The following is a 20,938-nucleotide window of genomic DNA, read 5'->3' as shown; positions in this document are numbered from 1 at the left end:
CCCGAAGGAGGCCGATGAACTTCAAACCATTAACTTTTAAACAATCGCAAAATATCGTTGTACGTCACGGCCAACATCAGCAGCATCAGCATCGCAAATCCGATGAAATGCACCATGCTTTCCCGGTTCGGATCCACCGGCTTGCCGCGTACCGCTTCAAAACCGAGAAACACGAGCCGGCTTCCGTCCAACGCAGGGAACGGCAGCAAGTTGAATATGCCGAGGTATAAACTGAGAATGCCAGCCCAATAGGTCAGCTGGGTAATTCCCGCCTTGGCGAATTGCCCCGTCACTTCGAACGTACGTACAGGACCGCCCAAATCGTCAAGACGAAAATCTCCGGTTACGAGCTTCTTAAATCCGATTAAAATTTTTGAAGTCGTGTCCGTCATCGAGTTCCAAGCGAACTTGATCGTTTCCGTGAACGAAGCGGAACGTGTCGGTAATAAAATTTCGATGCCGACCTTGCCGATTCCTTCTTTTTTCTCCGGCGTCATGTCCAGCGTGACCGGTTCATTGTTGCGCAATACGACCCAGGTCATCTTCTTCTCCGGCGATTGGGCGATCAGGTCGATCAATTTCTCGCGATCGGCGCCAATTTGAACGCCATTCACCGTCTGAATGATGTCGTCGGTTTGTAGTCCCGCTTTGTCGGCAGGCATTCCTTCAGACACTTTGCCGATTTTTACGAACGTTGGATTATCCACGGTAACGCCGGACATCGTGACAACGAGTCCGAATAACACAAACGCCAAAAAAAAGTTCATGAGCGGTCCCGCAAAAATCGCAAGCGCGCGCTGTCCTACTGTCTTGCTTCCGAATTGACGGTCGATCGGCGCAATTTGCGTTTCTCTCCCTTTAGAGACCATCATCGCCTGCGGATGAATCGGGTAAGAAACTTTGTCGCCTTCAACATCGAGCTCAACGAAGAGATCCTTTTCAAGATCGATTTTCACAACCTCGCCGCGGACGATGTCCGAACGTTCGTCCAAACGGTCGAGAAAAAAATGAGTGACTTGCTCTTGCTTCAATTGTAGGGCGATCGTTTGACCCTGCTGAATTTGTACAATTTCCGGATCTTCGCCCGCCATTCGGACATATCCGCCTAAAGGCAGCAGTCTGAGCGTATAGCGAGTTTCTCCTTTTTTATACGAAAACAGCTTCGGTCCGAAGCCGATGGCGAATTCGCGTACCAAAATGCCGGCCCGTTTGGCAAAATAAAAATGTCCCCATTCGTGGATTGTCACCAGCACGAAAAACACGAGCACCGTTAAGAACAAAACCTGTGGAGTCAACGTACCCCATCCTCTCATCGTTAGCGTTGGCAAGGTTTAAGGTTATTCGTTCTGCCATGCATACCGTAGTATGTCCTTAGATTAACATTATTCATTGCCGCAGCACAAGAGACGCAAATTTTCTAAAAAATGCTAAGAAGAAACGGGCCCGCAATCCGTTGCGGATTTCCGTTTCCCTTCAATCAGTCCATAGTCGGCTTTACTTTCACTTGCTAGCTTCCGCCCTTGCCCAAGCATCTACTTCCCGTATCGTTTCCAAATCGGGATTAGCGATTACCGTATGCTTTTCAAGAGCTCGTTCGATCAACTGCTCGATATGCAAAAATCCGATTTCGCCATTCAGAAAACGAGCGACGGCCACTTCATTCGCCGCGTTGAACACCGTTGTTGCCGTACCCCCGATGCGGCCGCATTCGAATGCCATTCTTACACACGGATATCGCTCGAAATCCATGGTCCGGAAAGTCAGCTTGCCGATTTCCGCAAGCTGCAGCGGCTTGGTAGGCGTGGGACGGCGCCCGGGATAGGTTAGAGCGTATTGAATCGGCACCCGCATGTCAGGATTGCCCATCTGTGCGATTATGCTATAGTCGTTGAACTCAACGAACGAATGGATGATGCTTTCCGGATGAAGAAGCACCTCGATTTGATCATACGGCAGCTTGAACAGCCAATGCGCCTCGATCACTTCAAGCCCCTTATTGACCATCGTCGCGGAGTCGATCGTGATTTTGGCGCCCATCGACCAATTCGGATGACGAAGCGCTTGCTCTACAGTCACGCCATGCAACTCGTCTCGCGTTCGATCGCGAAAGGAGCCGCCGGAAGCGGTCAATGTGATCTTACGTATATCCTGATACGACTCTCCTTGCAAGCATTGAAATATCGCCGAATGCTCGCTGTCGATCGGCAGAAGCGATACGCCGCGTTTTTCCGCCAAGGCTGTAACCAGATGGCCTGCGGTCACTAACGTTTCTTTGTTAGCGAGACCAATCTGCTTCCCGGCCTCGATTGCGGCCAAAGTCGGTTTTAACCCCACGCTGCCGACCATTGCGGTAACGACCATATCCGCATCATTGCCCGCAGCCGCTTCGAGCATTCCTTCATCGCCGTATAACAGCTTCGTGCCAGAAGGCAAGCTTGACCGAATTTGATCCGCCACGGCTTTGCTCCCCACCGATACAAGATCAGGTCGAAAACGATTGGCTTGTTCTATAATTAAAGCGGCATTATTGCCTGCCGCTAATGCTTCTACCCGGAACATGTCCGGGAGCTGAGATATGACGTCCAACGTTTGCGTACCGATGGAACCCGTCGATCCCAATATCGAGATCTTCTTCAAGCGTTATTCCACCTCAACTTCAATCAATGTGACAAAGTAAGCGGCATCTTAATGCGGCAGCATGCCGAGTATATGAACGATCGGAAACACGATCAGCCAGCTGTCGCATCGATCCAATACGCCGCCATGTCCCGGGAGAATGGTGCCCGAATCTTTCACGCCGCGAAACCGTTTATAAGCGGATTCGATCAAATCGCCGAGCTGCCCGAATATCGCCGCTGCCACGCCAATGCCGATCGCATTCGGGATCGACAGCAGCGATGGCGCCGATAACGCGAAAATGACGGCAACGATAACGGAAATGACGAGCCCGCCGACGGTGCCTTCCACTGTTTTCTTCGGACTGATGGCAGGCCATAACGGCCTTTTACCAATCGCACGTCCCGTGAAATAAGCGCCGGAGTCGGTGACTACGATACAACATAACACAAGCAGCGTCCAAAACAAGCCATGCTGCATGTCCATCGTTAGCTGCATATAACGAAATCCAATGCCTATGTATACAACGCCGATGAGCAGCAAGGCTACCCGATCGATCGTCTCTTTGTTTTTTGTCCATACGGTAGCGGCCAGAAGGACAAGCGTCAATAGCCATATCGCTTCGGTTCCGGAAAAATGAAGGCTAAACGGGAGCAGATTATGCGGGAATACCACATAAACGATCCCGATAAAGCCGGCGATAGACCATATTTGTAGCGCTTTGAATCCGTTCATGCGGACAAATTCGTAATATCCGATAACCGCCAGTAGCAGAACAAGCGTATTGAACCAAGCCCCGCCAAGCAGTAAAAAGGCCAAAAACACCGCTCCGGCCAATGCGCCAGTAATGATGCGCTGCTTCAAACGTCCGCCACCTCCGTTGCAAGCTACAATCCTCCGTACCTGCGTGCTCTTCTCTGATACTCTAGAATTGCTTCATAGAAATGTTCCTCGGTAAACTCCGGCCAATAGATATCGGTGAACCACAACTCGCTATACGCCAATTGCCATAGCATAAAATTGCTAATGCGCATTTCGCCGCTTGTGCGGATGAGCAAGTCCGGATCGGGTATCGAATGCGACAACAACTGCTTTTCCACCCATTCCGGCGAGATGTCCGAGCTTCGCAGCTTGCCGGACTCCACCAGTTTGCCGATCTGGATTGCCGCTTCAACCAATTCTTTACGGCCGCCGTAATTCAAAGCAAAATTCAGGACGAGTCCCGTATTCGATTTCGTTTTTCGTTCAGCCTCTTCCAAAGCGCGGATCGTATGGTCGGGAAGCTCCTCCCGGTATCCCATCATCCGGACTTGAACGTTTTTTTCGATTAATTCATCAAGTTCGATGGCTAAAAACTCTTGCGGCAGCTTCATGAGGAAATCGACCTCATCTTTCGGCCGTTTCCAATTTTCAGTGGAGAAAGCATATAACGTCAAATATTTCACGCCGATACGATCTGCCGCGATCGTAACGCGCTTCACCGCTTTCATTCCGGAATGGTGACCTGCAACCCGCGGCAACCCGCGGCTTTTGGCCCATCGGCCGTTGCCGTCCATAATGATGGCGACATGCTCCGGAATTTTGTCAGCGGCTAAATCCGGTTCGGGTTGCGGTTTGTTGTAGTTGCCCAGCCATCTTTGGAATCGTTCAATCATCCCATATCCCCCAATAACCGATTGCAACAATGACATAAACCCCACCGCTTCGGAGGGGTTGCCATACAACTTATACTTCCAGTATTTCCTTTTCTTTGGCGGCGAGCACTTTGTCGACTTCTGCCGTGAACTTGTCTGTCGTCTTTTGGATGTCGTCCTGATGGCGACGGGACTCATCTTCGGAAATCGTGCTTTTCTCCAGCTTCTTGATCTCGTCGTTTGCATCGCGGCGAATGTTGCGGATCGCCACTTTGGCTTCTTCACCGTATTTTTTCGTTGCTTTGACGAGCTCCACCCGGCGCTCTTCCGTCAGCGGTGGGATAACGATTCGAATGACCGTTCCGTCGTTCGACGGGGTAATGCCAAGATCCGATTTCAGGATCGCTTTTTCGATGGCGCCCATAACGGTTTTGTCCCAAGGCTGAATAATCAAAGTACGGGAATCCGGCGTCGTAATGCCTGCCATTTGGCTGACCGGCGTCATCGAACCGTAATATTCCACCTGCACCCGATCAAGCAGCGCCGGCGTTGCTCGCCCGGCACGTTGAGTGGCCAAATCGCGCTTTAATGCAGCGATTGCTTTTTCCATCCGTTCTTCCGCATTTTTTTTGATCGATTGTGGCATTAATCAACACTCCCTTTTACGATCGTACCGATTTTTTCGCCCAGCACGACGCGCTTGATATTGCCTTGCTCCGTAATCGCAAAAACGATCAGCGGAATGTTATTGTCCATACAAAGTGACGATGCTGTCGAGTCCATGACGCCAAGGTTGCGGTTCAGCACTTCCATATAAGTCAGTTGCTCGAACTTTTCCGCAGACGCATCTTTGAACGGATCGGCAGAATATACGCCGTCGACTTTGTTCTTCGCCATCAAAATAACTTCGGCTTCGATCTCCGCTGCGCGAAGTGCCGCCGTCGTATCGGTGGAGAAGAAAGGATTGCCCGTTCCCGCGGCAAAAATAACGACTCTGCCTTTCTCCAGATGGCGAATCGCCCGCCGGCGAATGTACGGCTCGGCAATTTGCTGCATGGCAATCGAGGTTTGAACCCGCGTCGGTACGCCGATCTGCTCCAGCGCATCTTGCAGCGCCAAGGAATTCATTACAGTCGCAAGCATCCCCATATAATCGGCCGTTGCCCGGTCGATGCCTTTGGCGCTGCCGGCGATTCCCCGCCAGATATTGCCGCCGCCGCATACGATCGCAACCTCCACATTCAGTTCCACAACTTCCTTCACCTGTTCGGCGATTGAAGAAATCGTCTCCGCGTCGATTCCGTAACCGTTTTGTCCCGATAACGACTCTCCGCTTACTTTCAAGACGATCCGTTTAAAAACCGGTCGCTCCAACTTTGTTTCCTCCATTCCCGAACATGCCGTTTACGGCATATCAATTCACGAGCATTGTCCATTGTTTACAAAAGAAGGAACACTTCGTGTTCCATCTCTGATCTTGCTATACATATTTCGCTTTTGAAACTATCGGTTTACAGTTTCGCTTGGGACATAACTTCTTCTACGAAGTTGTCTTGTTTTTTCTCAAGGCCTTCGCCAAGTTCAAAACGCGCGAAACGGCGGATCGAAATGTTTTCGCCGATCGTCGATACTTTTTCTTTGAGCAGCGTCGAAATCGTTTTGTCCGGGTCTTTGATGAAAGCTTGCTCCATCAAGCAGAACTCTTCATAATATTTGCCGATGCGGCCGTCAACCATTTTTTCAACGATGTGCGCAGGTTTTCCTTCGTTCAGCGCTTGAGCTTTCAAGATTTCGCGCTCTTTGTCCAGCTCTTCTTGAGGAACTTCTTCGCGACGAACGAATTTTGGATTTGCTGCCGCAATTTGCATTGCGATATCGCGTGCAAAATCACGGAATTGATCTGTTTTTGCGACGAAGTCGGTTTCGCAGTTGATTTCAACAAGAACGCCGATACGTCCGCCGGCGTGGATATACGATTCAACAACGCCTTCCGTAGCGATACGGCCTGCTTTGTTAGCCGCAGCGGCCAGACCTTTTTCACGCAGAAGCTCGGAAGCTTTCGTCAAATCGCCGTTAGCTTCTTCCAGCGCTTTTTTGCAATCGAGCAATCCTGCTCCCGTTTTTTCACGAAGTTCTTTCACCAATGCTGCACTTACTGCTGCCATGTACAATTACCCCCGTCATTTTCATAATAATATCCGCCGCATAGACGTACGGAAATAGATTCAAGAAAAGGGCAGCAAAAGGTTTAGCACCTTCACTACCCTTTCTTCCGTTTCGTATCGAATTAAGCCGTTGTTTGCTCGCCTTGTTGCGATTCGATAACCGCGTCGGCGATTTTCGAAGTCAGCAATTTAACGGCACGGATTGCATCGTCGTTACCAGGGATCACGTAATCGATTTCGTCCGGATCGCAGTTCGTATCAACGATACCTACGATTGGAATACCCAATTTGCGTGCTTCCGCAACTGCAATGCGCTCTTTGCGAGGATCAATGATGAACAATGCGCTAGGCAGTTGTTTCATGTTCTTGATGCCGCCGAGGAATTTCTCAAGACGCTCTTGCTCTTTGCGGAGCAAAATAACTTCTTTCTTCGGAAGAACGGCGAATGTTCCGTCTGCTTCCATGCGCTCCAGCTTGTGCAAGCGGTCGATCCGTTTTTGAATCGTTTGGAAGTTAGTCAGCGTACCGCCGAGCCATCTTTGGTTGATGTAGTACATGCCGCAACGTTCTGCTTCTTCTTTCACAGAATCTTGCGCTTGTTTCTTCGTGCCGACGAACAGCATCGTGCCGCCCTCTTCAGCTACCGAACGGACAAAGTTGTAAGCTTCCTCAACTTTTTTAACCGTTTTTTGCAAGTCAATAATGTAAATTCCGTTTCTTTCGGTGAAGATATATCGATCCATCTTTGGATTCCAACGACGGGTTTGATGCCCGAAGTGAACCCCAGCTTCAAGAAGCTGTTTCATGGAGATCACTGCCATCTTCACGCACCTCCTCAATGTGGTTTGTTTGGTATCCTCCGCGGTTCGCATTTCCGAAGAAAACTTTTGGCGACCAAAAGCACCGTCCTTCGAATTGAACCCCGTGTGTTTTTAACACCGTCAATTACTATACCATAACTGAAGGAGCATATGCAACTGCGACACGGCGAATTTTCGACTTTTCGTGCGGTTTAAGCGATTGCAGCAAAAACAAAAACCCTCCGGCGACTTCGATCGCGTGGGAGGGATGTTAAGAAGCGGGACGAGTCGTGATCGTCCGAATGATATCGTCGATCGGCGTCGACAATGCGAATTCATAAGTACCTGTCCGAATGAATTTTTGTTTCTTAAGTGCTCGAATACGATTGTAGAAGGTATCGGCATTATCGATAATGCCGAGCTCTTTCAAAGCTTTTGCCGTACTTCCGGCGTTCATGCCGGGTTTGATCACGAGCGTTGCTTTTTCGGGTGTTGTCGTTTCTTGAGTCGCTGCGGGCCGCTTTGTAGATTCCGCTTCCGCCGGAGGCGATTGTTGCGATTGCACAGTCGATTCAGCCTTTGTTTTTTTCATGGCTTCCAGCTCGCTTGCAAGCTGTTCCTTCTGCTTCGCCAGCTCGTCGTATTCCTTCTTCGAGTACAGCACTTCGTCCGAGGCATATACTTTGAAGCCGAGTTCCTCGGCTCTTTCGGATATATTGTCTTTTGAAAGCGGAACCGCTTGTGCAGGATCGCCGACACGACGCTCACCGATAAGCATCAGCTGCAGCAGCACGGCTCCTGCGACCATTCCGGCGCCAAGACCGATGAGAAAACGTCTGTTGTTAAACACGAAGCTGCTCCTCCTGCCGGCCAAGTTCGATAATGAGCTGGACTTCTCCTCGGTTCATCCCGATTTTTTTGGCGATGTAGTCGATGCCTTTGCCTTGCTCGTATAAAGCAAAAAGCTCATGATAGCGAGCTTTCATATTCATCGCAATCGGAGGTTCTTCCATAACTACTTCGGTCAAGGCTTCCGCGTGAACTTCAGCCGCTGCCGCGACCGTTGCGGCAGAACCATTCATACGCAATTGCCATTGCTCCCGTTCGTTGCGTTCCTGGTCCAATCTTTGTTTGAATAGTTGACTATGATCATCCAAAGCCCGCTGAAGCTCCGCATGCTTTCGTTCCAAATCGTCGATTTTCCGAAGCAGGCTCGAGGTTTTATGCTCGCTATCCTGTTTCGAATCGGCAACCAGCTTCAGCAGTTCTTTGTTCTCCGCTTCCAGCTCGGCCATAAAATGTTCGATCGTTTCTTCGATTTCTTTCATATTCAGTGTTTGTCCTTGTTTCGGCTCCGATTTTGTCCGGATCAAAGCAAATACGATTACAAACAAGCCCAATATGACGATGTAATGCCAAGGTGCCAATTCCAAAGCTATCACCTGTTCGTTATAAATTAGTTGATCCGGTTACAAAGACAAGTCGATATGATGCCCTTTATACGGATGCTCCACGCGCTCCGCTTCTTCCTCTTTCGCCTGATTGTTATTTTTGCCGTAACGCTTATTCGGTTTCCTGGGCTGATCCCGCTGCTGCTTTTCCCGAATGTTTAAGCCTGTCGTTTCATCGACTTTTCCGTTTTTATGGCGCATTTCCTCCGTCATTTTGGAGGCTTGCTCCGCCAAATTCGTCTGATCCGCAACCGGCTTGTGCAGAAGCTGGTTTTGCACCATTCCCGCCTCGGCCGTGCGCGGAATCGCAATTTGCATCTCGATTGATTTCAGGCTCATTCGCTCGCCTCCGTCACGGTATCGTATGTACAACGATTCGAACTAACGCTCAGGACATTATACATTGGAAACAACGACGATATCACCGTCATGGAATCGGAAGGTGACTCGCTGCGAACTATCTTTAATGAAGCGAGTATAGCGTCCGATGACGATTTTGACACCGCCGTAAATCATGGAAATGACCTCGATCTTAGCCTTTGACGTATCCTCAAGCGTTTTTTCAATGGCAAAAATACGGTCGCGAAGCTCGGATTGTTCTTCCGCCGTTTGCCTTTTCGTTAAGCTAAGTTTCATGCGAAGCGCAATCTTATCCTGTGCCAACTGACCCGCAGAGGCCATTTGGTCTAACAACCCCAATGCCTTTTCCGTTTTCTCCAAACTTTCGATATTGCTCTTCAATTGAACGCGAAGTTGAGTCAGTTCATTACGCAGCTCAGGCAAGACGCCTACCTCCAGCACGGTTACGGTCGACATGGTGTTTCCGATCGTTCTCGCCGTTACCTTCTCCCCGGCTTGTATCGTTCCTCCCACGATCAAACCTTTGGGTCCGTTGCAAAAGACGTTTCGTCCTGCACGGACTTGCGAATGCATGATGCTTTGGGCTACCAGCACATCTTCACCCGCGGTTACATTGGCCTCCTGCATGAAAGAACATTTCACGTTTTTGCCGGCTTTGATGGAGCCTTTATTGTGAGCGATTATGCCGCCGGATACTTCGACCGAGCCTTCCGCCTCGATGTCGGCGCCCTCGATTCCGCCGATAACCCGAACATCTCCGGATGCCCGGATTTTGAAGCCGGTCAGCACGTTGCCGCGAATGACAACGGTACCGACGAAGTCAATATTACCTATATTGTAATCCACATCGCCGTTTACTTCATAGATCGGGAATACATTGATTTTGTCGCGGTCGGTTTTTGTGATCAACCCGTCGATCGAAGCATACATGGACGTTTGCTCCGGATCGACAACGACGTTTTTGCCGATTTTGAAACGGGCTTCCTTCCCCGATTTCCCGTACAGCGGTTCGCCTGTAACCGCCCGTCCCGGTTTGCCTTCCTTAGCCGGAACCCTTTCGGCGATACGCTGTCCTTTACGCACGTTTTTTAACTGAGTGACTTCTCTATAATCGACCTTGCCGTCTTCAAGCTCGGCAGGCTTTTTGTCTTGGTCGTCGAGATCGTAGAGCAATTTGATATATCCGTCAGCGCCGTCTGTAGGCGATTCTCCTGTAGCAATAAGCGTCTTGGTTGTAAAATAAATCTGCGGATTCGCAGCAATTTTCGATAGAACGTCATATTGAACGCCGAACTTGATCACATGGCTTTGAAGCAAATCCTCTAGCTGCTGCATCGTGCATGAAAACCGTTCGTCCACATCGGAAAACGATAAGTAGGCGTTTAATTTGTCGTCCGAGCATGAGATGGTAATATAATGATCTAACGGATATGACTCACTCATGTTCGTTTCCCCTTTCTTATTGCTGATTCGGCACTAATGCTGCATCAATTGGTTTTTGTATTTAACCAGCGAGCCTCTTAATCTCAAAATCGCCTTGGAATGCAGCTGCGAGATTCGCGATGGAGATAGCGACATCACTTCTGCAATTTCGCTTAGCGACAAGTCTTCGAAATAAAACAAAGAAACGACCGTACGTTCTTTGTCGGTTAATTTATCAATAGCTTTCACAAGCGATTCGCGCAAATAAAATTCGTTGACTTTATATTCCGGATTTTTCGCCTTCTCATCAATGAGCAGCGACAGCCGGGTCTCCGATTCTTCCTCGCGGATCGGGTCCTCGAGCGAGCAGATCGTCGTCACCGCGATGTCTTGAAGCATTTGCTGAAACTCGCGTTCCGAGACATTCAAATAAGCGCTCATTTCCGCATCGGTCACCGAGCGCAAGTGCTGCTGTTCCAGCTTTTGATAGGCTTCCTCGATTTTTTTGGCTTTCTCCCGCACGGAGCGAGGAACCCAATCCCCCTGCCGGAGACCGTCGATGATCGCACCGCGGATGCGCCACGAAGCGTACGTTTCAAACTGCAAGCCGCGTTGATAGTCGAACTTCTCGATCGCGTCGATCAATCCCATCGTACCGTAGCTTGCCAAATCTTCCTTGGCGACATTTTTCGGCAAGCCGATGGCAAGACGATTAGAGACATAATCGACAAGCGGCAAATAATTTTCGATCAATGTCTTTTTCGCTTCGATGTGGCCGTTCTCCTTCCACTCTTTCCAGACGTCCATATTGGTCAGATGTGAAGTTTTTTGCTCGATCATGGATACGCCCTCCTAAAGGCTTTCGTTAGAAAGCCACTTCGTAAGCATTCACTAGGCTTTCGTTAGAAAGCCACTTCGTATTAAGAAACCCGCTTATTGTTCGCTTAATTGGCGGATCGCTTGGGCCATTTCTTCCGCCGGCATCTCTTTTTTCGTAACAAGTCTCGGCGGCTGCAGCGGTGCGAATTGTTCTTTTTCGTTGTTCGTATGTATGTTTTCTTTGATCGCATGCTGCAATGAATCGGATTCTTCAGGTGTCGTCATGTCGAACCTCGATCCGATGTATTGTTCCTCGGCGACGTGCCGGGACTGCAAGCTGTTGACGCCTACGGCTCCAAGCAAAAAACGAATGGCGAATCCGATGACGAACAGGATCAAAAACGTGTAAAACGAGCGCAGCAGCGTCGTCTCGAGCGGATTGTTGCCAACGGAAAACAAAAACGTAAATATCGTTCCGGCTAAGCCGATGGTCAAATTCCAACGCATCGTCCCTATCATTGCTTATATCTCCTTCACGCCTTGCTGGACGCTGCGGATGTGCAGGATTCCGGTGGCGCAATCAAATTCGATCGTTCTTCCATAGTTGCTTCCCGTATCTTCTGCTTTAATCGGAATTGAAAATTGCTTCAGCATGGCGATGCTGGACTCAACGTTGCGTGGACCGATGCGCATTGTATCCGAATTCGTCGAGAATGCGAACATTTGCGCGCCTCCGGCTAACTTCGCCTCCATCCTCGAAACGAGTGCGCCTAGCATCGTCATTCTTTTGATGAGTTCAGGCACAGCGGTATCGGCATATTTGGCGACGTTCAGTTGGCCTTCTTTGGCAATTTCCGAGGAAGGAAGCATAATGTGAGCCATCCCTCCGACCTTCGTTTTCGGATCGTAAATCGTTACGCCAACACAGGAACCGAGACCCGTCGTCCTCAATAATCCCGTGCCGGAAGCAACGTTCAAATCCGCCATGCCGATCTTGATGACATTGTCTTGGATCATTCGAGTGGTACTCCCAATGCGCCGAATATTTTTGCAAAAGAGTCCGGATCCGGGATGAGGAAAAAGTGTCCCTTCATTTCATCCTTATCCTCTAAAAACCGCGTATCGATCAAGAGCGCATCGTCCCCCATCGTTCCGTATTGCAGCAGTCCGTATGCTAATATGGCTCCGGCCATATCGATGGCTAGCGACGGAACGGTCGGCGTCATGTTCAATTTCGTGAAATCTGCCAAAGAAGACAAGTAGGAGCCGGCTAAAATATTGCCGATCTCGGAAAGTGCGGACAACTCCATCTCCGAGTAAACGTTCTCGTCCTCCACCTCGATACCGGCTAAGTTTTTTAATAACCGCTTGGCCGATTCTTGAGTAAGCAGGAAAAACATATTGCCCGGAGCCTCCCCCTCCACTCGCAAAAAGATCGCGATAACGACCTCTTCGGAACCTCCAACCCGTTCCGCGATTTCATCGAACGGCACGATGCTGACGGTGGGGACTTCCATATCGACAGGCTTGTCCAGGAGAGTCGACAATGCGGTGGCGGCATTTCCGGCGCCAATATTGCCGACTTCCTTCAGAACGTCTAGCTTAAATTCAGGCGCATGTTTGAACAAGTCCACGCCTTAACCCTCAACGCTTTCCAGTTGGATAATTTCGCTTTTATTCAATACTTCATCCAAGTTCAGCATGATCAGCAAGCGCTGATCGGACACTTTGGCTACGCCGCGCAAATATTTCGCTTTGATGCCGCCAACGACTTCCGGAGGGTTCTCGATCGTATCGCTATCGATATCGATAACGTCGTTCGCCGAATCAACGATGAAACCGACCTCCAAATCTTTGACCGCGACATTGATGATCCGTGTATTTTCCGTATAATCGCTTTCCGGAAGACCGAAACGGCCGCGCAGGTCGATGATTGGCACCACGACTCCGCGGAGGTTGATTACACCCTTGACGAAAGCCGGTGTTTTAGGAACGCGGGTAATCGGCGACATCCGTTCGATCGTTTGGACCTTGTCGACCTCGATCCCGTATTCTTCATGCCCTAACGTAAATACGATCACTTTTAATTCTTGACCCATGATGATTCCTCCTAAAAGTTTTGTGGAGTACATACTTCTTGGACTTTGCTTCGCAACAAAACTTGCTTCGTAAGCATTCGCTTAGTTTCTATTATTTAATAAGTGCATTCGGATCGATAATCAATGCAACCTGCCCGTCGCCTAATATCGTAGCGCCGGAAATCGCGTAAAGATTCGTCAAGTATTTGCCCAACGTTTTCAGGACGATTTCGCTTTGCCCGATAAATTCCTCGACCATAAGCGCAGCCATTTTGTCGCCCTTGCGAATGACCACGATTTCAGTCTCCGATTCTTCACTTTCGCTGTAATCCGGCGATTCGAACACATTGGCTAACGATAATAACGGAATGACCGAGTTGCGGTATTCGAACATTTTATTGCCATGAATCGTGCGAACTTGATCCTTCGTAATGATTGCCGTCTCGACGATCGAAGATAACGGTATCGCGTATTTTTCGTTGCCGAGCTTAATCAGCATCGCCGAAATGATCGATAACGTAAGCGGCAATTGAACCGAAAACTTCGTGCCCGATCCCCATGTGGACTCGACATTGACATGACCGCCCAAAGAAGCGATTTTCGTTTTGACGACGTCCAGCCCGACGCCCCGACCGGAAATGTCGGAAATTTTGTCGGCCGTACTAAAGCCCGGTGCGAACAACAAGTGATTGATCTCGTCATCGGACATTTTTTTGCTTTGTTCTTGAGTAATGACTCCGTTCTTCAAAGCGATTTGCAGCACTTTGTCGCGGTTAATGCCTCTGCCGTCGTCCTCGATCTCGATAAATACGTGGTTTCCGCTATGGAACGCTCGCAGATGAATCGTTCCTATCTCGGACTTGCCGGCTTTGATACGATCCTCGACAGGCTCGACGCCATGATCCGCGGAGTTGCGCAGCAAGTGGACGAGCGGGTCGCCGATTTCGTCAATGACTGTCCGGTCAAGCTCGGTTTCCGCGCCGGTTATGATGAGATCGACTTTTTTGTCCATCGATTTAGCCAAGTCGCGAACCATTCGCGGGAAACGGTTGAATACGGTGTCTACCGGTACCATCCGCAGCTTCAGCACGATGTTCTGCAGGTCGGTGCTCACTCTCGCCATATGCTCCACCGTCTCCGTGAGCTCGTTGCGACGAATTTCACTCGCGAGTTGCTCCAATCGGACCCGGTCGATCAGCATCTCGCTGAATAGGTTCATAAGCGCATCCAATCGCTCGATATCGACACGGATTGTTCGATTCGCCACCGGCGCCGCGTTTTGCTGGCCGGATGCAGGACGCCCGGCCTGCGCCGCCGAAGCGGCTTTCTGCTCTGGAGCGCTATTCACCGCAGCAGTTGCAGCGGCCGCCGTTTCGGCCCGAGAACGTGTTAGTTCGTCTAATGTCGCTTCGTCAAAAGCAGTGATTTGTACCGATTCGATTTCGGAAATATCCGAAACAATTTTATGTATGTAGGGTTGTTCCGATTTGGAAATGTAATAGATCGAAAATTTGCTGTCGAACTTTTCTTGCTCGATGTCTTGGACGGACGGGTTGGATTTGACGATCTCCCCGTTCTGTTCCAACGCGTTGAATACCATGTACGCTCGCGCGGCTTTCAGCAGGCAGTTTTCCGCAATCGACACTTCGATGTAAAATGGGCGGAATCCGGTCTCGATCGACTGCTGCAGAATGGATAGCTGAAACGCATCCAAATCGGTACCGTTTGCGGTAGAGGTGCCTGCGGACGGAACATCCGGTTTCGCGGCAGCCGGCGCCGAATTGCCCATTACGTATTCCGGCATGACGATTTTGACGAGAGACGCGACGATATGAGATACGTCTGCCTGTCCGGTGCCGCCTTGGACAATGTCTTGAACCATATGCTCGAGTGCGTCCAAACCTTTGAACAACGTATCGAAAATAAAGCTGTCCATTTTCAGTTTCGAATTGCGAACCAAATCCAGTACGTTCTCCATCTCGTGCGTCAGTTTGGCCAAATCCTCGAAGCCCATCGTCGCCGACATCCCTTTCAGCGTATGCGCTGAACGAAATATGTTCTGAACGATCGACAAATCCTCAGGCGAGCTTTCAAGCTGAAGCAAGTTCTCGTTTAATGACTGCAAATGATCATTCGATTCATCAATAAACATCGATAAATATTGATTCATTTCCAAATCGAACACCTCCTAGGTCTCCACTAAGTGAATGAGTTTTTCCGAAATTTCTGGCAACGGCAGAACATATTTCACGCAGTTCAACTCAACGGCGGCACGGGGCATGCCGTATACGACACATGTTTCTTCAGACTCGGCAATGGTAGATTCCACTCCGGCCGCCTTCAGTGTCTGCATCGCACGCGCTCCGTCACTGCCCATGCCGGTCATGATCACGACGTGCCGGGTTAATTCCTTAAACGGCAGCAACGACTCGAATAATACTTCTACAGAAGGGCGGTGTCCGTTTCTCGGTTCGTCTTTGGACAATCGAATCCGATAGCTGCCGGTTGACTCATGCAACAGACTCATATGATATCCTCCCGGCGCGATGTACGCCGTGCCGCTGTGGACGACCATACCATCCTCCGCTTCGACAACGTGTATCGGTGATAACGTATCCAGCCGATGAGCGAGCGATTTGGTGAAATTCGGAGGCATGTGCTGAACGATCAGGATTGGTGCCGGGAATCGTTCCGGTATTCCGCTTAATACTTGCTGCAACGCTCTGGGTCCTCCCGTTGACGTGCCGATCGCGACGATCTGGGTAAACTTGTGCGAAGCGGAAGATGATCGTTCCGGTGAATCCGGCGCTTTCGGCATTTCCGGTTTAGCGACTTGTCCCGGCGGTCTCATTGCAGGTTGCGCCGGTCTAAACAGCGGACGCGATGGCGCCGCTTCGATCTTGCGTACCTTCGTACCAACGGCGACCTTCAGCTTTTCCGCTAATAAGGAGCTTACTTTATATACATCAAGGGAGATGGACCCCGAAGGTTTCCTGATAAAATCGATCGCTCCGAACTCCAATGCCATTATCGTTTCTTTGGCACCGGCTTCAGTCAAACTGCTCAACATGATGATCGGAACGGGATGATCCTCCATGATTGCTTTAACGGCTTGCAGACCGTTCATTTCGGGCATTTCTACATCCATCGTGACGACGTCCGGATTAAGTTCTTTCACTTTCTCGACGGCGTCCTTGCCGTTTTTGGCGGTTGCGATAACTTGAAATTGCGGAACCTCGGAAATCATGTCGCTGATCATCTTGCGCATGAATGCGGAATCGTCCACTACAAGCACTTTGTACGCCGGCATGGTCATCGCTCCTTTCAACTTCACGTTCCTCACGCAATGGATTATTGGATCAGCTTCTTCATCTTGTTGAAAAATCCTTTTATCCCGCCTTGCTGATGATCGGCCGGGACTTGCCTGGAAATAAAGCGCGACGCGATATCTTCAATACCCTTCACAGCCGGGCTGTTCGGAAACGCAAGCGAAAACGGCACTTGTTTCTTGACGGCTTTCATTACATTGCCGTCATCAGGCACATATCCTAAAGACGGGATGTCCAAATTCAAAAATTGCTTGGCGACCAAACTGATCTTTTCGGCGGTTTGCCTGCCTTCTCGGATGTCGGCGACACGATTGACGACGAGCTTGAAGTCGACATTGTAGTTCATCGAGTTTACCATTTTGATGATGGCATAAGCATCCGTAATCGCCGTTGGCTCCGGCGTCGTGACAACGATCGTTTCCTGAGCCGCGACGATAAACTTGAGCGTCTCCTTCGATAACCCGGCACCCGTGTCGAATAAAATAAAGTCGACATGCCCGTTCAATTCTTCAACCTGCGATGCGAAATAATCCAACTCGTCATCCGTCAATCGAAGCAAATCGTTGAAGCCTGAACCGCCGGCAATAAATTTAACGTTGCGGGGGCCGGTGCCGATAATTTCCCATATCGTTTTTTCCCGCTTGAGCAAATGGTACAAGCTGTACTTGGAGGAAACCCCCATCAACACGTCGATATTGGCAAGCCCGATATCCGCATCGAAGATCAACACGCTATATCCTTTCGACTGCAGCGTCAACGCGAAATTCAAAGTGAAATTCGACTTGCCGACGCCCCCCTTGCCGCTTGTAACCGTAATGATTTTCGTTGATTTGGCACTTGTCTCATGCTGCGATTTCACCAGGTTTCTTAGCGCTTGTGCCTGATCAGTCATCGAGCGAATCCTCCATCAGCAGGTCGACGATTTTGTCGGTATTCGCGAGTGAGATGTCGTCGGGTACATTCTGACCGTTTGTTACGTACGAGAGCTGTAACGGGTATTCGTGAAGCAGATTGACGATGGAGCCGTACGAATCCGTTTCGTCCATTTTGGTGAACAACACTTTATCCAGTTTAAACTTGTTAAAGTTATCGGCGATGGCCTTCATGTCGCGGTACTTCATCGTCAGGCTCAGAACAAGATACGTCTCGCTTGGACCGCTAGACGCCAGCAGGCTGTTCAGCTCCGATACATACATCTCGTTGCGGAAGTTTCGGCCGGCCGTGTCCATAAAAATAATATCGCGGTCCTCCAATTGCTTGTACGCTTTCGTAAGCTCTAACGGCGAAAAAACGACCTCCACCGGTACATTTAAAATGTTGGCGTACGTTCGCAATTGTTCTACCGCGGCAATGCGGTACGTATCCGATGTAATAAAACCGACTTTACGCTGGTATTTTAATACTTGCTCTGCAGCAAGTTTGGCAATCGTGGTCGTTTTGCCGACACCTGTCGGTCCTACGATATGAACAATGCGCGTATCATTCCGAATGCTTGCCGACGTTCGTTCAGCAAAAAACGACATCAGTCGATCGCGGACCAGATTTTCGGCATCTTGAACGGACATATCCGGGTCGTGCGAAGCCGATTCTTGTTCTTCTCCGTATACGAGCTGTTGAACGATCTCAGGAGATACTTCTTGCCCGAGCAATCGTTCTTCATATCGCCTCAGCGATTCCGGTTTCGTCGATTGCGGCAATTGTTGTAGAGAAAGCTTCCGCATCATTTCTTTGACCTGGCGAATTTCTTCCATGATGTCTTCGCGTCTCGTTGCATCGGCTTGCCCTGGCTTGACCGGCGGCGATTCCGCTACGAACTTTTCTCTGGATGAAGCGGCTGCAATGGCAGCCGCAAAATTGTTCACTGCGTGCTGATCCGATTTAGGCGCATATGCGGCCGGCGGTTCGGCAACGGCTACGGCAGGTTCGGCCGGGGCAGCAAGCGGCTTCGAGGAAGCCGCCGGAATCGTCATCGTCATTTTGTTAACCGCTGAACCGTAGGTTGCCGCCATCGGCGTTGCTTCCGGCGTCCGTTTCGAACTAGGAGCATTTGCCGCATCCGTAGCGGCGATCACTTCGATCTTCTTCTTGCTGAACAGACCGAGAAATCCGCCAAGACGCACTTCCTTCGTATTTAGAATTACGGCGTCCTTGCCAAGTTCGCTGCGAATTTGCTGAAGCGCATCCGGCATCGAATCGACAACGTATCGCTTCACTCTCATATGTTCACCACCCCTACGCTCTGAATTTCAACATTCGGTTCAAGCTCGCTATACGATAAAATCGGTATTTCGTTCATGGTGCGCTCCAATATCTGTCTTAAATACATTCGAATCGTAGGCGAAGTAAGGATGATCGGTTGTTGTCCGGTTTGGATGACCCGGTTTACTTGCTCGTTCACTTTCTGGTATAACACCTGAGTTGACGGAGGATCCAGAGCTACATAACTGCCTTGTTCGGATTGTTGGACCGATTCGGCAATTTTCTTCTCCAGCATCGGCCCCACTGTAATAACCTTGAGCGAGTCGCCTGCCGGCGCATATTGCTGCGTAATTTGCCTGGATAACGCCTGTCTGACGTATTCGGCCAATATATCCGGATCTTTCGTATAAGTTCCGTAGTCCGCCAATGTCTCGAATATGGTTACCATATCGCGAATCGAAACCTTTTCCTTGAGCAGCTTCGTGAGTACCTTCTGAATGTCGCCAAGCGACAAAATGGAAGGAATGAGTTCATCCACAAGCGCAGGGTACGTTTCCTTAACGTTGTCGACCAACGCTTTCGTCTCTTGCCGGCCGACGATTTCATGCGCGTGCCGCTTGATGACCTCGGTCAAGTGGGTTGCAACAACGGACGGCGGATCCACTACCGTGTAACCGGCAAGCTCTGCACGTTCCTTGGTCGATTCGTCGATCCATAATGCCGGAAGGCCGAAGGCCGGCTCCGTCGTTTCGATACCCGTAACGGAATCGTCGTCGTAGCCCGGACTCATCGCCAAGTAATGATTGAGTAATAATTCACCGTGGGCTACCGTGTTTCCTTTAATTTTAATGACGTATTCGTTCGGTTTTAGTTGAATATTGTCGCGAATTCGGATAACCGGAACGACAAGTCCGAGCTCCAGCGCGCATTGCCTGCGGATCATGATGATCCGGTCAAGCAGATCCCCGCCTTGCTGAGCATCCGCTAACGGAATCAATCCGTAGCCAAATTCGAATTCGATCGGATCGACTTGCAGCAAGCTGATGACGCTCTCCGGGCTTCGCACTTCCTCGATCTGCTGCTCCTCTTCTCTTTGTACGACTTCAATTTGCTTCTTATCGAGATTTTTCTGCATCCGATAAGCTGCGAAACAAAGAAGGCCGGCTAACGGAATTGTCGAAATCATGCCGATCGGCGTAAAAATGCCGAGTACGGAGATCGTTCCGGCTACAATATACAATAGCTTCGGATGCGTGAATAATTGAGACGTCAAATCGTGGGCCAAATTGCCTTCCGACGCGGCACGGGTAACGATGAGACCGGCGGCGGTCGAAATGAGCAAGGCCGGAATTTGGCTGACCAATCCGTCACCGATCGTAAGTACCGAATAAGTTGACAAGGATTGCTTGAAGTTCATGCCGTGGATCGTCATCCCGATGATAAAACCGCCTAACAGGTTGATGATCAGAATGATGATGCCGGCGATGGCATCCCCTTTCACGAACTTGCTCGCACCGTCCATCGCTCCGTAGAAGTCGGATTCCTTCTCGATCTTCGCGCGACGTTCCCTCGCTTGCTGTTCGTTGATTAATCCGGCGTTCAAATCGGCGTCGATACTCATCTGCTTGCCCGGCATCGCATCGAGCGTAAATCTTGCGGCGACCTCGGCAACGCGTTCGGAGCCTTTCGTGATGACGATAAACTGGACGACAACCAGAATGAGGAAGACGACAAAGCCTACGGCAATTTCGCCTCCGGCGACAAAGTCGCCGAACGTTTGAACGACATGGCCCGCTTTTGCTTTGGCCAAAATATTCCTCGTCGTCGATACGTTCAGGGCCAGCCGAAACAATGTCGTAATAAGCAAGAGTGACGGAAATATCGAAAATTGCAGCGCATCCTGCGTATTCATGGCGATCAACAAAACCATGAGCGCCGCCGAAATATTAATAATCAAGAGGACGTCGAGCAGACCTGTCGGAATCGGAACGACCATCATCAGCACGATGCCGATAATACCGAGTAATATGAATAAGTCTTTCACCTTCATGTTGTGTCGTCCTCC

General features: G+C 50.0%; 22 protein-coding genes. All 22 read right to left on the bottom strand.

Annotated features, from left to right (window positions below):
* Window positions 1-29: 29 nt before the first annotated feature.
* The 22 genes from rseP to flhA all read right to left on the bottom strand — a co-directional run bounded on the left by rseP (window position 30) and on the right by flhA (window position 20,923).
* The gene (gene rseP, locus AC0LWM_RS21720; RefSeq protein ID WP_474677089.1) at window positions 30-1,295 is read right to left on the bottom strand and encodes an RIP metalloprotease RseP; all 1,266 of its coding nucleotides are present in this window, start codon (window positions 1,293-1,295) and stop codon (window positions 30-32) included.
* A gap of 205 nt (window positions 1,296-1,500) precedes the next feature.
* Window positions 1,501-2,637, bottom strand: a complete 1,137-nt coding sequence (locus AC0LWM_RS21715) for a 1-deoxy-D-xylulose-5-phosphate reductoisomerase (protein WP_474677088.1) — start codon at window positions 2,635-2,637, stop codon at window positions 1,501-1,503.
* Window positions 2,638-2,685: 48 nt separating this feature from the next.
* The gene (locus AC0LWM_RS21710) at window positions 2,686-3,480 is read right to left on the bottom strand and encodes a phosphatidate cytidylyltransferase (protein WP_474677087.1); all 795 of its coding nucleotides are present in this window, start codon (window positions 3,478-3,480) and stop codon (window positions 2,686-2,688) included.
* A 23-nt stretch (window positions 3,481-3,503) separates the two neighbouring features.
* Window positions 3,504-4,271: an undecaprenyl pyrophosphate synthase gene (gene uppS, locus AC0LWM_RS21705; protein WP_474677086.1), complete on the bottom strand. Its 768-nt coding sequence runs from the start codon at window positions 4,269-4,271 to the stop codon at window positions 3,504-3,506.
* 70 nt (window positions 4,272-4,341) lie between these two features.
* Window positions 4,342-4,896, bottom strand: a complete 555-nt coding sequence (gene frr, locus AC0LWM_RS21700; RefSeq protein WP_474677085.1) for a ribosome recycling factor — start codon at window positions 4,894-4,896, stop codon at window positions 4,342-4,344.
* The gene (pyrH, locus tag AC0LWM_RS21695; protein ID WP_474677084.1) at window positions 4,896-5,624 is read right to left on the bottom strand and encodes a UMP kinase; all 729 of its coding nucleotides are present in this window, start codon (window positions 5,622-5,624) and stop codon (window positions 4,896-4,898) included. The genes frr and pyrH overlap by 1 nt, the downstream gene beginning before the upstream one ends.
* A gap of 137 nt (window positions 5,625-5,761) precedes the next feature.
* Entirely contained in the window at window positions 5,762-6,415 is a 654-nt protein-coding gene (gene tsf / locus AC0LWM_RS21690) for a translation elongation factor Ts (RefSeq protein ID WP_474677083.1), read from the bottom strand.
* Window positions 6,416-6,537: 122 nt separating this feature from the next.
* Window positions 6,538-7,236, bottom strand: coding sequence for a 30S ribosomal protein S2 (gene rpsB / locus AC0LWM_RS21685; RefSeq protein WP_474677082.1), 699 nt, complete (start codon window positions 7,234-7,236; stop codon window positions 6,538-6,540).
* 250 nt (window positions 7,237-7,486) lie between these two features.
* On the bottom strand, window positions 7,487-8,065 hold the full coding sequence (locus tag AC0LWM_RS21680; RefSeq protein WP_474677081.1) for a hypothetical protein: 579 nt from the start codon (window positions 8,063-8,065) through the stop codon (window positions 7,487-7,489).
* On the bottom strand, window positions 8,058-8,648 hold the full coding sequence (locus AC0LWM_RS21675) for a DUF6115 domain-containing protein (protein WP_474677080.1): 591 nt from the start codon (window positions 8,646-8,648) through the stop codon (window positions 8,058-8,060). The genes AC0LWM_RS21680 and AC0LWM_RS21675 overlap by 8 nt, the downstream gene beginning before the upstream one ends.
* A 36-nt stretch (window positions 8,649-8,684) precedes the next feature.
* Window positions 8,685-9,005 (bottom strand): hypothetical protein, encoded by a 321-nt coding sequence (locus AC0LWM_RS21670; protein ID WP_474677079.1) that lies wholly within the window; start codon window positions 9,003-9,005, stop codon window positions 8,685-8,687.
* A gap of 57 nt (window positions 9,006-9,062) precedes the next feature.
* Window positions 9,063-10,469 carry a flagellar assembly protein A gene (locus AC0LWM_RS21665; protein ID WP_474677078.1) on the bottom strand — a complete coding sequence of 469 codons (1,407 nt, stop codon included), beginning with the start codon at window positions 10,467-10,469 and terminating at the stop codon, window positions 9,063-9,065.
* Window positions 10,470-10,502: 33 nt separating this feature from the next.
* Window positions 10,503-11,288, bottom strand: a complete 786-nt coding sequence (locus tag AC0LWM_RS21660; protein WP_474677077.1) for a FliA/WhiG family RNA polymerase sigma factor — start codon at window positions 11,286-11,288, stop codon at window positions 10,503-10,505.
* Between the two features lie 93 nt (window positions 11,289-11,381).
* Window positions 11,382-11,786, bottom strand: coding sequence for a hypothetical protein (locus AC0LWM_RS21655; RefSeq protein WP_474677076.1), 405 nt, complete (start codon window positions 11,784-11,786; stop codon window positions 11,382-11,384).
* A gap of 3 nt (window positions 11,787-11,789) precedes the next feature.
* Window positions 11,790-12,284, bottom strand: coding sequence for a chemotaxis protein CheD (locus AC0LWM_RS21650; protein ID WP_474677075.1), 495 nt, complete (start codon window positions 12,282-12,284; stop codon window positions 11,790-11,792).
* Window positions 12,281-12,901 carry a chemotaxis protein CheC gene (locus tag AC0LWM_RS21645; protein ID WP_474677074.1) on the bottom strand — a complete coding sequence of 207 codons (621 nt, stop codon included), beginning with the start codon at window positions 12,899-12,901 and terminating at the stop codon, window positions 12,281-12,283. Before AC0LWM_RS21645 ends, AC0LWM_RS21650 begins: the two co-directional genes overlap by 4 nt.
* 3 nt (window positions 12,902-12,904) lie before the next feature.
* The gene (locus AC0LWM_RS21640; RefSeq protein WP_474677073.1) at window positions 12,905-13,366 is read right to left on the bottom strand and encodes a chemotaxis protein CheW; all 462 of its coding nucleotides are present in this window, start codon (window positions 13,364-13,366) and stop codon (window positions 12,905-12,907) included.
* 91 nt (window positions 13,367-13,457) lie between these two features.
* Window positions 13,458-15,521: a chemotaxis protein CheW gene (locus AC0LWM_RS21635; protein WP_474677072.1), complete on the bottom strand. Its 2,064-nt coding sequence runs from the start codon at window positions 15,519-15,521 to the stop codon at window positions 13,458-13,460.
* Between the two features lie 12 nt (window positions 15,522-15,533).
* Complete coding sequence (locus tag AC0LWM_RS21630; protein WP_474677071.1) at window positions 15,534-16,655, bottom strand: protein-glutamate methylesterase/protein-glutamine glutaminase; 1,122 nt, start codon at window positions 16,653-16,655, stop codon at window positions 15,534-15,536.
* 41 nt (window positions 16,656-16,696) lie between these two features.
* Window positions 16,697-17,566: a MinD/ParA family protein gene (locus AC0LWM_RS21625; RefSeq protein WP_474677070.1), complete on the bottom strand. Its 870-nt coding sequence runs from the start codon at window positions 17,564-17,566 to the stop codon at window positions 16,697-16,699.
* Window positions 17,559-18,893, bottom strand: coding sequence for a flagellar biosynthesis GTPase FlhF (gene flhF, locus AC0LWM_RS21620; RefSeq protein ID WP_474677069.1), 1,335 nt, complete (start codon window positions 18,891-18,893; stop codon window positions 17,559-17,561). The genes AC0LWM_RS21625 and flhF overlap by 8 nt, the downstream gene beginning before the upstream one ends.
* The gene (gene flhA, locus AC0LWM_RS21615) at window positions 18,890-20,923 is read right to left on the bottom strand and encodes a flagellar biosynthesis protein FlhA (protein ID WP_474677068.1); all 2,034 of its coding nucleotides are present in this window, start codon (window positions 20,921-20,923) and stop codon (window positions 18,890-18,892) included. The genes flhF and flhA overlap by 4 nt, the downstream gene beginning before the upstream one ends.
* Between the last annotated feature and the right edge of the window lie 15 nt (window positions 20,924-20,938).

This window comes from Paenibacillus sp. sgz302148 (genome assembly GCF_056120465.1).
Note: the sequence above shows the minus strand (reverse complement) of the source record. Positions and strands in the feature narration are given on the sequence as shown.